The sequence below is a fragment of the Plantactinospora mayteni genome (assembly GCF_016862935.1).
Taxonomy (GTDB): domain Bacteria; phylum Actinomycetota; class Actinomycetes; order Mycobacteriales; family Micromonosporaceae; genus Plantactinospora; species Plantactinospora mayteni.
In genome coordinates this window covers 16,419-29,068 of the sequence record NZ_BONX01000019.1, presented here as the reverse complement: position 1 = coordinate 29,068, position 12,650 = coordinate 16,419, and the positions used below count along the sequence as shown (strand labels likewise).

Below are 12,650 nucleotides of genomic sequence, written 5' to 3'. Positions count from 1 at the left end.
TACCGGTCGCGGTGCCGGCGACGGGTGCACCGCCGGCCCGCCACACCGGTCACGATCCGTCGATCGCCGGTCAGGTCCCGTGGTACGCGTTCTGCGCCCACTCCAGGCCACGGGTCACGATCGCCTCCGCCGTGTCGGCCGCCCGGTCCACCAGGAACTCCAACTCCTTGCGCTCCACCGAGGAGAAATCGGAGAGTACGAAGTCGGCCGGGTCCTGCCGCCCCGGTGGCCGCCCGATCCCGAACCGCACCCGCAGATAGTCCTTCGTCCCCAGCGACTTGGACATCGACCGCAGCCCGTTGTGCCCGCCCTCGCCGCCGCCCTGCTTCAGCCGGATCTGCCCGTACGGGATGTCCAGCTCGTCGTGTACGGCGACCACCTGGTCGACCGGCACCTTGTAGAACTGCGCCAGCGCCGCCACCGGGCCGCCCGAGAGGTTCATGTAGGTCATCGGCTTCGCCAGCACCAGCTTCGGCCCACCGAACCCGAGCCGCCCCTCGGCGACCTCGGCGACCGCCCGGCGGTGCCGGCCGAACTTGGCGCCGATCCGCTCGGCGAGCAGGTCGGCGACCAGGAAGCCGACGTTGTGCCGGTGCCGCGCGTACTCCTTGCCGGGGTTGCCGAGACCGACCAGCAACCACGGACGAAGCTCCTCCGTCACGCCGCTCTTCCCCCAGTTCTGCTTCCCGGCCCGGTGGGCGCCACAGTCCCGGTGGGCGTCACAGTACGGAAACAGGCGCCCCCGTACGTCCGGGGGCGCCTGTCAGGTCGGTTGTCGCTCAGCCCTGGGCGGCAGCCTGCGCGGGCGCGCCCTGGTTGTCGCCCTCGGCCTCGGCGGCCTCGGCACCGGGGCCCTCGGCTCCGGCCTCCTCCTCGGCCTCCTCGGTCGGCTCCTCGCCGGCCTCGGCGGCCATCTGCTCGGCGGTCGGCGCCTGGGTGACGAGCGCGAGGATCTGCTCCGGGTCGGCGGCCAGCTCCACACCCTCCGGCAGCCGTACGTCCGCCGCGGTCACCTGCGAACCGACCTCGAGCCCCTCGATGGACACCTCGAAGCTCTCCGGCAGCCGCGTCGCGTCGGCGCTCACCGACAGCGTGTTCTGCTCGTGCACGACCAGGGTGTTCCTGGCCGCCTCGCCGGCCAGGTGCACCGGCACGTCGACGGTGACCTTCTCGCCCCGGCGGACCAGGATCAGGTCGATGTGCTCGAGAGTGTCCTTGATCGGATCACGCTGGATGGCCTTCGGCAGCGCGAGCGCCTGGGTGCCGTCACTGATCTCGATCGCGAACAACTGGTTGGCGCCACCGTGCCGGATGGCGGCGGCGAACTCACGCGCGGGCAGCGCGATGTGCTTGGGCTTTTCGCCGTGGCCGTACAGCACGGCGGGCACCTTACCGGCCCGGCGGGTACGACGGGCACCACCCTTGCCGAACTCGGTGCGGGGCTCGGCGCTGATCTTTACCTCGGACACGGGAAGACTCCTGATACGGTCACTGCGGCGCTACGTCGGCTGGCGTTTGCGGTGCTAGGGCGAGGGGCTCGCTGGGGGCTTGCGTGTGTGGCCACTGCCCGGAGCACCGCGTCGATGACGGTGCATCCGTGCGGCGCTTGCTTCAGCGGCCCGCAGGGCACCCTCGCCGTGGCAACCGCACCAGTCTACCCGAGTCCCGATGCGGGTTCGCGGCGGTCCCCGCCCAGGCAGTTTGGCGCCATTCGCGATCCGCCAATTCCACCTCTGGACACGCCGCCCGGGATCACCCCGCTCGGGCGATCGTCAGCTCAGCCCGCCGAAGAGGGTGGTCACCGAGCCGTCGTCGAAGACCTCGCGGATCGCCCGGGCCAGCAGCGGCGCGATGGAGAGCACGGTGAGCTTGTCGAGCTGCTTCTCCGGCGGCAGCGGCAGGGTGTTGGTCACCACCACCTCGCTGATCCGGCTGTTCTTCAACCGCTCGGTCGCCGGGTCGGAGAGCAGGGCGTGGGTGGACGCCACCAGCACGTCCGCCGCCCTCGCCTCGTGCAGGATCTCGGCCGCCTTGCAGATGGTGCCACCCGTGTCGATCATGTCGTCGACGATCAGGCAGACCCGACCCTCGACGTCCCCGACGACCCGGTTCGCCACCACCTGGTTCGGCTTGGAGGGGTCCCGGGTCTTGTGGATGAACGCCAGCGGGCAGCCGCCGAGCCGGTCGGTCCAGCGCTCGGCCACGCGTACCCGGCCCGAGTCCGGGGCCACCACCGTCATCGGGCGGCCGGCGTACTTGCGCTGGACGTACTCGGCCAGGATGTCCATCGCGAAGAGGTGGTCCACCGGCCCGTCGAAGAAGCCCTGGATCTGCGCGGTGTGCAGGTCGACCGTGAGGATCCGGTTGGCGCCGGCCGTCCGGAGCAGGTCCGCGACCAGCCGGGCCGAGATCGGCTCCCGGCCGCGGTGCTTCTTGTCCTGCCGGGAGTACGGATAGAACGGCAACACGACGGTGATCCGCTTGGCCGAGCCGCGCTTCAACGCGTCGATCATGATCAGGGTCTCCATGACCCACTTGTTCACACCGTGCGTGACGGACTGCACCACGAAGGCGTCCGAACCACGCACCGACTCCTTGAACCGTACGAAGATCTCACCGTTGGCGAACTCGTAGGCGTCGGACGGTGTCGGCGCCACCCCGAGCACCTCACCGATTTCCGTTGCCAGCTCCGGAAATCCCCTCCCGGAGAAGAGCATCAGACTCTTGCGATTTTCGGCGACGATGCTGCCCATCGGCTCGTCTGCTCCCGTTTGTCGGTGGGTCACCCAGCGTTGGGCCAGAGACTATTCGGTTGCAGTATCTCCCGAGGCCGGACGACCTTCACCCGCTACGGAGCCCCCGTGCATTGGCTCACCTTCGCTTGCGCCGGGCGCCCCCTGTCCGGCACGCTCCGCCGCCGCCGCCGACTTCGTGCCGGGGCGACGGCGCAGCACCCAGCCGTCGACGTTGCGCTGCTGGGCCCGGGTGACCGCGAGCGCCCCGGGTGGTACGTCCACGGTCACCGCGCTACCCGCCGCCACGTACGCCCCGGCGCCCACCTCGACCGGCGCGACCAGACTCGTGTCACAGCCGACGAACGCCGCCTCACCGACCACGGTGTGGTTCTTGTTGACCCCGTCGTAGTTCACGAAGAGCGTCCCCGCGCCGATGTTGGCCCGCGGCCCGATGGTGGCGTCGCCGACGTAGCTGAGATGGGGCACCTTCGCCCCCTCGCCGATCTCCGACTTCTTCACCTCGACGAAGGTGCCGACCTTCGCCTTCTCCCGCAGCGTCGCCTCCGGCCGCAGGTACGCGTACGGCCCCACGCTCGCGCCCGGGCCGACCACCGCGCCGACCGCGTGCGCGCGCAGCACAGTGGCCCCGGCACCGACGGTGGTGTCGATCAGCGTCGTGTCCGGGCCGACGGCGGCGTCCGGGCCGATCGTGGTGGCCCCACAGAGCTGCGTGTTCTGGTCGACCACCGCGTCCCGCCCGAGGGTGACCGTGACGTCGATCCAGGTGCTCGCCGGGTCCAGCAGGGTCACTCCGCCGCGCATCCAGCCCTCGTTGACCCGGTCCCGCAGCAGCCGGCGCAGCGCCGCCAACTCGACCCGGTCGTTGCAGCCCAGCGTCTCGGTCGCATCCGCCGCCACGTGTACCGCCACCGTCTCGCCGGTCGCCGCGAACTGGCCGAACACGTCGGTCAGGTATTCCTCGCCCTGGTCGTTGTCGGTGGAGAGTTTGCCCAGCGCATCCCGCAGCAGTACGGCGTCGAAGGCGTAGATCCCGGCGTTGATCTCCCGGATCGCCCGCTGGGCCGGGCTGGCGTCGCGCTCCTCGACGATCTGCTCCAGCCCGCCGTCGGCGCCCCGGACGATCCGGCCCAGACCGGTCGGGTCGGCAACCTCGGCGGCAAGTACGGTCGCCGCCGCCGAAGCGGCCTCGTGCGCGGCGACCAGCTCGGTGACGGTCTCCGGTCGCAGCAACGGCACGTCCCCGTTGAGTACCACCACGGTGCCGCCGGCGTCCGGCGCGCTCTCCAGGGCGATCCGGACGGCGTGCCCGGTGCCGTGCTGCTCGGCCTGGAGCACCGGCTCGGCGTACGGGGCGACCTCGTTCAGGTGCGCGGTGACCTGGTCGGCGCCGTGGCCGACCACCACCAGGGTACGGTCCGCCGACACCGGGAGGGCCGCCGACAGTACGTGCCCGAGCAGGGTACGGCCGAGGATCGGATGGAGCACCTTGGGTAGCGCCGACTTCATCCGCTTGCCCTCACCGGCGGCGAGGACGACAACGGTGCGGAGGCGGGGCTGGGACACGAGAATGCTCCCGTCGTACGACTGGCAGTTTGCGGCCTCATGCTAGCCGCACTCCGCGGAGCGGTTCGGGCGTTCCCGGCCCGACAAACCGCCCAGAGGGGCTGAAGTAGGAGCTCGGCCGCCAGGACTCGAACCTGAAACACAAGAACCAAAATCTTGGGTGTTGCCAATTACACCACGGCCGAAGGTGTAGCGGCCTTAGCCTAGCGCCTCGCCCTCGGCTGACCCCACCCCCTCGGCGCCGCCGCCGAGCGCGGCCACCACGCCCTCAATCCGCCAGTAGAGCTCCCGGCTGCCCGGGACGTCGATGATCAGGCACCCGTGATAGCCCTCGCCGGTGTTGTAGCGGACCGTCTTCGGTCGGTGACGCTTGAGCGTGGGTCGCCGGAACCGGTCGGCCGGCAATCCCAGCGCCGCCTGCCACCACCGGGCCGCCGCTTCGACGTCCGCCGACTCGTGGATGCTCAGCCGATAGCTGGGGGCGCTCCGGTCGATCCCGCAGCTCGCCAGGAAACGCAGGAAGATGTCGAGCAGCCGGACGTCGCTGTTGACCACGACCACCCGGTCGTCGCGACGCCACGGCTTCGACTTGGTGCCCTCGCACCAGTAGAGCGTGGCGCCGACGATCAGTAGATCGCGGCTGCTCACCGGCCCGACCTCCTCGGCCGCCCGGGCGTGCGCGTCCGCCTCGGCGGTGTCCCTGGCGGCGCGATGCCGCGCCCAGCGCGCCTCCGACATCTGGTGTGTGTGTTCCCGACGCCGCGCCTCGGCTTCCGGGTCGGGGTCGAGTGGCAGGTGCCGGACCCAGCGGTAGGCGGTCGACTTCGCCACGCCCAGCTCGACGGCGATCCCCGGCACCGACCGGCCCGCCTCGCGCAGCTCGACGGCCCGGGTCCGCAACTCGTCCTTGGCGTTGGGCCGTTTGGTCCACTCCGGCGGGGGAACATCTCGCAGCAACGCCGACAACCGGTCCTTGCCGATGCCCAGGCGTCGCCGGATCTCCCGCGCGGACAGCAGCTCGACGGTACGCAGGCGACGCGCCTCGGCGGCGAGTGGATCGACCATGACCAGCAGGTTAGGACGGGCGTACGACAAGATTGGTCGATGGCTGACAACGGATTTTCAGGTTCACGTCCATGGCAGTCTACGGCAGCGTAGGTTACGGTGACGTAGGCGTAAGTTACCGATCTTCCCCCTACGCTCAGTGAGGTGCCATGTCCTCCGTCCTGCTCGAACCACCGGCCTCCGGTGCCACGAAGGGTCCCAAGCCGCTCACCGACGGGGTCCAGTCGAAGGGCATTCTCGTCGCCCTCTGGTCCTTCGTCACCATTCCCTTCCTCGCCCTGCTCGCGGCCGTGCCGGTGGCCTGGGGCGGGTGGCTGAGCTGGACCGACGTCGCCATCGCCGGAGTGTGGTACGTGGTGGCGGGGCTCGGCATCACGGTGGGCTTCCACCGGTACTTCACGCACGGCTCGTTCAAGGCCAAGCGCTGGCTGCGGGTCACCCTGGCGGTGGCGGGCTCGTTCGCCGTCCAGGGCAACATCACCCAGTGGGTCGCCGACCACCGCCGGCACCACGCCTTCTCGGACGTCGAGGGCGACCCGCACTCGCCGTGGCGGTTCGGCGCCAGCGTGTGGGGGCTGACCAAGGGGCTGTTCCACGCGCACGTCGGCTGGCTGTTCAACCGGGAACTCTCCAACCGCGAGCGGTTCGCCCCCGACCTGATCGCCGACAAGGACATCGACCGGGTCGACCGGCTGTTCCCGCTGCTGGTGAGCCTTTCACTGCTCACCCCGGCGCTACTCGGCGGGCTGGTCACCTGGTCCTGGCAGGGCGCGCTGACCGCGTTCTTCTGGGCCGGCCTGGTCCGGATCTCCCTGCTGCACCACATCACCTGGTCGATCAACTCGGTCTGCCACGTCTACGGCGAGCGGCCCTTCGAGGTGCGGCCGGGCGACCGGGCGACGAACTTCTGGCCGCTGGCCGTCCTGTCCTTCGGGGAGAGCTGGCACAACCTGCACCACGCCGACCCGACCTGCGCCCGGCACGGCGTACTGCGTGGTCAGGTCGACATCACGGCCCGGACGATCTGGATCTTCGAGAAGGTCGGTGCCGCGTACGACGTGCGGTGGCCGAAGCCCGAGCGGGTTGCCGCAAAACTACTCAAATCAACACCGTCGCAGTGACCTGCGATGCGCCCGGGCACCCGGCCACGAGCGTCTGCCTGGCAGGATGGCCAGGTGACCGAGCGCAACGAGGGCGCCACCAGGGACGACACGAGCCGGCGCGGCATCGCGGGACGGCAGCGGGATGACGAGGTGACCGACGGCCCCCCGCGTACCAAACGGGTCGTCGGGCGCAGGCAGGTCCCGGCCCCGACGCCACCGCCGCCGCCCGCCAAGCCCGGTTCCCGGGTACGCATGTCCGCGGCCCAGCGCCGAGAGCAACTCATCGCCATCGGCCGGCAGGCGTTTGCCGAGCGCGGTTTCGACGCCACCTCGATCGAGGAGGTCGCCGCCCGGGCCAAGGTTTCCAAGCCGGTGGTCTACGAGCACTTCGGCGGCAAGGAGGGCCTCTACGCGGTCGTCGTCGACCGGGAGGTACGCGCCCTGCTCGACCGGGTCACCACGGCGCTGACCGCCGGGCATCCGCGGGAGTTGCTGGAGCAGGCGGCGCTGGCCCTGCTCGACTACATCGAGGAGGAGACGGACGGCTTCCGGGTACTGGTCCGGGAGTCTCCGCTGCTCTCCGCGACCGGCAACTTCAGCAGCGTGATGAACGACGTGGCGCACCAGGTGGAGCACATCCTGGGCGCCGAGTTCAAGAGCCGGGGCTACGACCCGAAGCTCGCCGAGCTCTACTCGCAGTCCCTGGTCGGCATGGTGGCGCTGAGCGGCCGATGGTGGCTGGAGGTACGCAAACCGCGCAAGGAGACGGTGGCGGCGCACCTGGTGAACCTGGCCTGGAACGGCCTGTCCCACCTGGAGGCGAAGCCGAGCCTGCTCACCCGCCGGACCCGCTGAGCGGCCGGCTTCTTCGACGTCCCGGTCGCCGAGCGGTGCCGGCCGGGTTCAGCGGCCGGGGCGGGCGCTGGAACTGCCGCGCATCTCGCGTTCCGCCTCGGCGTGCTCCGGCGGACCGACCTTGTCGTAGAGGCCGGTGGCGAGCAGGACCAGGCCGAACAGCATCGACACGATGACCGTGGAGACCGAGAAGTTGAGGATGTTGGCGTCGGTTTGCAGGACGGTCAGCATCGCCAGCCCGACGACCAGGAAGACCACTCCGGCGGTCAGGTTCAGCAGGTGCCCGAGGTTGCCCCGGTGCACCGCGCCGAAGAGCACCACCAGGCCGAAGATGACCGAGACCAGCGCGAACGCCAGGTTGGTCCGCAGTCCGAGCACCCAGTGGCTGCCCCGGCTGAAGAAGTCGTCCCCGGAGGTCTCCACCAGCCCGAAGACGCCGAAGACCACGATGTAGAGGCCGATCAGCCCGGCGAGTACCCGGTAGACCGGCCGGGCCGGATGGTTGATCGGGATATGCGCCATGACCCCCTCCTCGCTCCCGATGGGCGACTTCCTACCGGATTGTCACCCGGGCAGGAGGGGATTACCCGGCGAACGCCGGATCAGCGCAGGGTGGGCCGTCGGGTCAGAGCACCAGGCGGGCGTCCTGCCAGGCCCTGGCCTCCTCCTCGGAGCCGACCTTGCCGTACATGCCGCACATCACCAGGACCAGACCGAGGGTCATGGTCACGATGGTGGTGGCGACGGTGGAGTTGAGATAGTTGGCGTCGGTACGCAGCACCGCGAGTTCGGCGAGGCCGAGCGCCATCAGGCCGTACCCGAGGAACTTGTCGACCGCCGCGTCGATGTTCCGGCCGACCAGGGTGGCGAGCAGGATGACCAGACCGAGCACGGCCGAGATCGCCGAGTTGCCGAGGTTGGTTCCCTGGCCCAGCACGAGGGTGTCGTCCTGGGCGAAGAACTCGCCGCCGCCGGCCTCGACGAAGCCGAGGGCACCGAAGGCCACCAGGTAGAGGCCGATCAGCCCGGCGATCGCCCGGTAGACCGGCCGCGCGGGATGGTTGACGGGGTTGTGGGCCATGATCAGCAATCTCCAACGCCGGTGCCAGTGGGGTCGGGGCTAGATTCTTCCGCATGGCATCCGGGTGACGCCGCACACCCCCGCTGGGCACGCCGGCCGACCTCCGCGCACCGCCCGCCGAGGGACGCCGACCCGCTATCGCGCACCGCCCGCCGCAAGACACCGACCGCCGCCGCCCGCCAGGAGACGCCGACCGCCGGGGAACACCGACCGCCGCCGGGTACGGCTGGCCGGGCAGGTGCCGCCGTCGTGGCGCTTTCGGTGGTCAGCCCTCCGGTACCTGCTCGGCCAGGGCCAGCCAGGCTTCCTCGGTCTGCTCCCGTTCGGTCCGTACCGCCCGGAGTTGGTCGTCCAGCTCGGCGATCCGGGCGTAGTCGGTGGCGTGCTCGGCCATCTGGCCGTGCAGCGCCGCCTCGCGCTGCTCCAGCTTGCCGATCTGCCGCTCCAGCCGACTCAACTCCTTGCGGGCCGCCCGCAGCTCCCCGCCGGAGCGGGCACCCTCGGCCCGCTCGGCCGGCGCCGCGCCGTTGCTCCGCCCGTCGGGAGGCGGCGTTCCGGGCGTGCCGGGCGTGCCGGGCGTGCCGGCGCGGGCCAGGTATTCGTCGATGCCGCCGGGCAGGTGCACCAGCCGGCCGTCGCCGAACATCCCGTACACCACGTCGGTGACCCGTTCGACCAGGTAACGGTCGTGACTGGCCACGATCAGGGTGCCGGGCCAGGAGTCGAGCAGGTCCTCCAGCGCGGCCAGGGTGTCGGTGTCCAGGTCGTTGGTGGGCTCGTCGAAGAGCAGCACGTTCGGCTCGGCGGCGAGCAGCCGCAGCAGTTGCAGCCGGCGCCGCTCACCGCCGGAGAGGTCGGAGACCGGGGTCCAGAGCCGCCGGTCGTCGAAACCGAAGATCTCGGCGAGCTGGGACGCGTTGACCTCCCGGTCCCCGAGTACGACCCGGCGGGCCACCTCCTCGACCGCCTCCAGTACCCGCAGGTGGCCCGGCAGTTCGGCCAGCTCCTGGGACAGGAACGCCGGCCGGACGGTGGAACCGGTACGCAGTTGCCCGGCGTCCGGGCCGCGTACCCCGGCGAGCAGCCGGAGCAGGGTGGTCTTGCCGGCACCGTTGGCGCCGACGATGGCGATCCGGTCGCCGGGACCGACCTGCCAGGTCAGGTGTTCGAGGATCAGTTTCGGGCCGGCGGTCAGGGTGACGTCGGTGAGGTCGTACACCTGCTTGCCGAGCCGGGCGGTGGCCAGCCGTTGCAGCGACACGGTGTCGCGCGGCGGGGGTACGTCCGCGATCAGCGCGTTCGCCGCGTCGATCCGGAAGCGCGGCTTGGAGGTCCGGGCCGGCGGGCCGCGCCGCAGCCAGGCGATCTCCTTGCGCAGCAGGTTCTGCCGGCGCGCCTCGGTGGCCGCGGCCACCCGTTCCCGTTCGACCCGGGCCAGCGTCCAGGCGGCGTAGCCGCCCTCGTAGGCGCGTACCGTCCGGTCGGCGACCTCCCAGGTGTCGGTGCAGACGGCGTCCAGGAACCACCGGTCGTGGGTGACCACCACCAGCGCGCCGCGCTTGCCGACCAGGTGCCGGGCCAGCCAGTCCACCCCGGCCACGTCGAGGTGGTTGGTCGGCTCGTCGAGGATCAGCAGGTCGGCGGTGCGGACCAGCAGCGCGGCCAGGGCCACCCGGCGCCGCTCGCCGCCGGACATCGGCCCGACCGGCTGGTCCAGCCCCAGGTAAGGCATGCCGAGCCCGTCCAGGATCGCGCGTACGCCCGCGTCGCCGGCCCACTCGTGTTCGGCGCCGAACCCCTCGTCGAGCCAGGCGGTGCCGAGCACCACGTCCCGGACCCGGGCCTCGGGGTCGAGCACGAGGGTCTGCGGCAGCCAGGCCACCCGCAGGTCGCGGCGGTGCGTCACCCGGCCGCTGTCCGGCTCCTCGGTCTTGGTCAGCAACCGCAGCAGGGTGGACTTGCCGGCGCCGTTCAGCCCGACGACGCCGATCCGGTCCGAGTCGTCCAGGCCGAGGGAGACGTCGGTGAGGAGCTGCCCCGCCGCGCCGTACCCCTTGGAGACCCGGTCCAGATTGACGATGTTGGCCATGTACTCAGACGGTAGTCAGCCGGTCAGCCGACCCGGGCGCCGGGGACCGGCCCGTACGCCGTCCGGACCGTACGGCACAGCCCGGAGGCGGTCAGCTCGGCGGCGACCCGCTCGGCGTGACCGCCGTCGGTGGCCAGGAAGACGCAGGTCGGGCCGGAGCCGGAGACGAGGCCGGCGAGCGCACCGGCCGCCTCGCCGGCCTTCAACGTCTCGGCGAGCGCCGGGCGCAGCGAGAGCGCGGCGGCCTGGAGGTCGTTGCCGAGCGCCCGGCCGAGCCGGGCCGGATCCCGGCCGCGCAGCGCGGCGAGCAGCGCGTCGGCGTTGCGCAGCGGCGGCGGGGCGGCCTGCTCGGCGCGCAGCCGGTCGAGTTCGCGGTAGGCGGCCGGGGTGGAGAGGCCACCCTCGGCGATCGCCACCACCCAGTGCCAGGTGACCGGGCGGGCCAGGATCGGGCTGATCGTCTCGCCGTGGCCGGTGCCGAGCGCGGTGCCGCCGTACACCAGGAATGGGACGTCGGAGCCGAGCCCGGCGGCGATCGCGGCGAGTTCGTCGCGGCTCAGGTCGGTGCCCCAGAGCGCGTCGCAGGCGACCAGCGCGGCGGCGCCGTCGGCGCTCCCCCCGGCCAGGCCGCCGGCCAGCGGGATCTGCTTGCGCAGGTGCAGCCGGGCGTGCGCCGGCACCCCGGCGTGCGCGGCCAGCGCCCGGGCCGCCCGGATCACCAGGTTGGACTCGTCCAGGGCCAGTTCACCGGCACCCTCGCCCTCCATGGTCAGGGTGAGGGTGTCACCGCGCCGGGCGGTCAGCTCGTCGTGGATCGAGATCGCCTGGTAGACGGTGTTCAGCTCGTGGTAGCCGTCCGGGCGCAGCGGCCCGACCCCGAGATGGAGATTGACCTTCGCTGGTACCCGGACCTTGACCGGGCCGGACATCCTCCGGCGCAGACGCTCGTCCTCGTCGCCCGGCCGCCATGCCTCGGTCATGCAGCGATGTCCCGGACCCGCGGCCGGGCCTCGACGGTGTGGTTCGCGGGCCGCTGCCGGACCGGGTCGGCTGACCACGGCCGCCGGGACGCGGGATCGACGGGCTCGGCCGTCACGTCGACCACCTCCTGCCAGACACGGCGTCAGCCTACTCGGCGGCCCGGGCGGCCACCGGGGCCGACGCGGCGATCGCGGCGAACTGCGCGGCGGTCAGCGATTCGCCCCGGGCGCCGGGGTCCACCCCGGCGGCGACCAGTGCCGCCGCAGCCCGGTCCGGTCCGCCGGCCCAGCCGGCCAGCGCGGCCCGCAGGGTCTTGCGACGCTGCGCGAACGCCGCGTCGACCACCGCGAAGACCTGTTTCCGGGGTACGTCGGGTCGGGGCGGCTCGCGCCGGGTGAAGGCGACCAGCCCGGAGTCGACGTTCGGGACCGGCCAGAAGACGTTCGGCGGTACCCGGCCGGCGCTTCGCGCGTCGGCGTACCAGGCGAGTTTGACGGACGGCACGCCGTAGGTGCGGGAACCCGGGCCGGCGACCAGCCGGTCGGCGACCTCCTTCTGCACCATCACCAGTCCGTGCCGCAGGCCGGGCAGTTCGGCGAGCAGGTGCAGCACCACCGGCACGGCGACGTTGTACGGCAGGTTCGCCACCAGCGCGGTCGGGGCCGGCTCGGCCAACTCGGCGGCGGTGATCCGCAGCGCGTCGGCAGGGTGCACGGTCAGCCGGGCCGTACCGGCCGGGCCGGCGTGCCGGGCGACCGTTTCGGGCAGCGCCCCGGCCAGCGTCGGGTCGAGTTCGACCGCGTGCACGTGCCCGGCCACCGGCAGCAGGCCGAGGGTGAGCGAGCCCAGCCCCGGCCCGACCTCCAACACGACGTCAGCCGGGGTCAGTCCGGCGGCGGCGACGATCCGGCGCACCGTGTTCGGGTCGTGTACGAAGTTCTGGCCGAGCTTCTTGGTCGGCTGCACGCCCAGCCGGGCGGCGAGTTCCCGGATCTCCGCCGGGCCGAGCAGATCTGCGGCCATGCTGCAAGAGGGTACGGCCCACCGGCACGGTCGTCGGCACATACCCGACGCCCGGCCGACGACCTGCCGCGCGCACCGCCTCGCCGCGCGACACGCGCTCGACCTGGACAACAGATGCGTTAACCCACGCGGAT

The 12,650-nt window shown here is 71.8% G+C and carries 12 protein-coding genes and 1 tRNA gene; 2 read left to right on the top strand and 11 right to left on the bottom strand.

The window, feature by feature from the left end:
• Window positions 1-70: 70 nt before the first annotated feature.
• The 6 genes from pth to Pma05_RS15410 all read right to left on the bottom strand — a co-directional run bounded on the left by pth (window position 71) and on the right by Pma05_RS15410 (window position 5,384).
• Window positions 71-661 (bottom strand): aminoacyl-tRNA hydrolase, encoded by a 591-nt coding sequence (pth, locus tag Pma05_RS15435; protein WP_203858103.1) that lies wholly within the window; start codon window positions 659-661, stop codon window positions 71-73.
• Between the two features lie 118 nt (window positions 662-779).
• Complete coding sequence (locus tag Pma05_RS15430) at window positions 780-1,469, bottom strand: 50S ribosomal protein L25/general stress protein Ctc (RefSeq protein ID WP_203858102.1); 690 nt, start codon at window positions 1,467-1,469, stop codon at window positions 780-782.
• A 303-nt stretch (window positions 1,470-1,772) separates the two neighbouring features.
• Window positions 1,773-2,753 carry a ribose-phosphate diphosphokinase gene (locus Pma05_RS15425; RefSeq protein WP_203858101.1) on the bottom strand — a complete coding sequence of 327 codons (981 nt, stop codon included), beginning with the start codon at window positions 2,751-2,753 and terminating at the stop codon, window positions 1,773-1,775.
• 51 nt (window positions 2,754-2,804) lie between these two features.
• Window positions 2,805-4,319 carry a bifunctional UDP-N-acetylglucosamine diphosphorylase/glucosamine-1-phosphate N-acetyltransferase GlmU gene (glmU, locus tag Pma05_RS15420; protein ID WP_203858100.1) on the bottom strand — a complete coding sequence of 505 codons (1,515 nt, stop codon included), beginning with the start codon at window positions 4,317-4,319 and terminating at the stop codon, window positions 2,805-2,807.
• A gap of 113 nt (window positions 4,320-4,432) precedes the next feature.
• A tRNA-Gln gene (locus tag Pma05_RS15415) sits at window positions 4,433-4,504 on the bottom strand.
• Window positions 4,505-4,517: 13 nt separating this feature from the next.
• Window positions 4,518-5,384, bottom strand: coding sequence for a helix-turn-helix domain-containing protein (locus tag Pma05_RS15410; protein ID WP_203858099.1), 867 nt, complete (start codon window positions 5,382-5,384; stop codon window positions 4,518-4,520).
• A gap of 149 nt (window positions 5,385-5,533) precedes the next feature.
• Here Pma05_RS15410 and Pma05_RS15405 point away from each other — a divergent pair, with 149 nt between their 5' ends.
• Entirely contained in the window at window positions 5,534-6,505 is a 972-nt protein-coding gene (locus tag Pma05_RS15405) for an acyl-CoA desaturase (protein WP_203858098.1), read from the top strand.
• A gap of 234 nt (window positions 6,506-6,739) precedes the next feature.
• Window positions 6,740-7,342, top strand: coding sequence for a TetR/AcrR family transcriptional regulator (locus tag Pma05_RS15400; RefSeq protein WP_203858142.1), 603 nt, complete (start codon window positions 6,740-6,742; stop codon window positions 7,340-7,342).
• 48 nt (window positions 7,343-7,390) lie between these two features.
• Here the strand turns inward: Pma05_RS15400 and Pma05_RS15395 are convergent, their stop codons facing one another.
• The 5 genes from Pma05_RS15395 to rsmA form a co-directional block, all read right to left on the bottom strand.
• Entirely contained in the window at window positions 7,391-7,864 is a 474-nt protein-coding gene (locus tag Pma05_RS15395; protein WP_203858097.1) for a DUF4383 domain-containing protein, read from the bottom strand.
• A gap of 103 nt (window positions 7,865-7,967) precedes the next feature.
• Window positions 7,968-8,423, bottom strand: coding sequence for a DUF4383 domain-containing protein (locus tag Pma05_RS15390; protein WP_203858096.1), 456 nt, complete (start codon window positions 8,421-8,423; stop codon window positions 7,968-7,970).
• A 265-nt stretch (window positions 8,424-8,688) separates the two neighbouring features.
• Window positions 8,689-10,512 carry an ABC-F family ATP-binding cassette domain-containing protein gene (locus tag Pma05_RS15385; RefSeq protein WP_203858095.1) on the bottom strand — a complete coding sequence of 608 codons (1,824 nt, stop codon included), beginning with the start codon at window positions 10,510-10,512 and terminating at the stop codon, window positions 8,689-8,691.
• A 23-nt stretch (window positions 10,513-10,535) separates the two neighbouring features.
• Window positions 10,536-11,492 (bottom strand): 4-(cytidine 5'-diphospho)-2-C-methyl-D-erythritol kinase, encoded by a 957-nt coding sequence (locus Pma05_RS15380; RefSeq protein ID WP_203858094.1) that lies wholly within the window; start codon window positions 11,490-11,492, stop codon window positions 10,536-10,538.
• Between the two features lie 148 nt (window positions 11,493-11,640).
• On the bottom strand, window positions 11,641-12,516 hold the full coding sequence (gene rsmA / locus Pma05_RS15375; RefSeq protein ID WP_203858093.1) for a 16S rRNA (adenine(1518)-N(6)/adenine(1519)-N(6))-dimethyltransferase RsmA: 876 nt from the start codon (window positions 12,514-12,516) through the stop codon (window positions 11,641-11,643).
• Window positions 12,517-12,650: the final 134 nt, after the last annotated feature.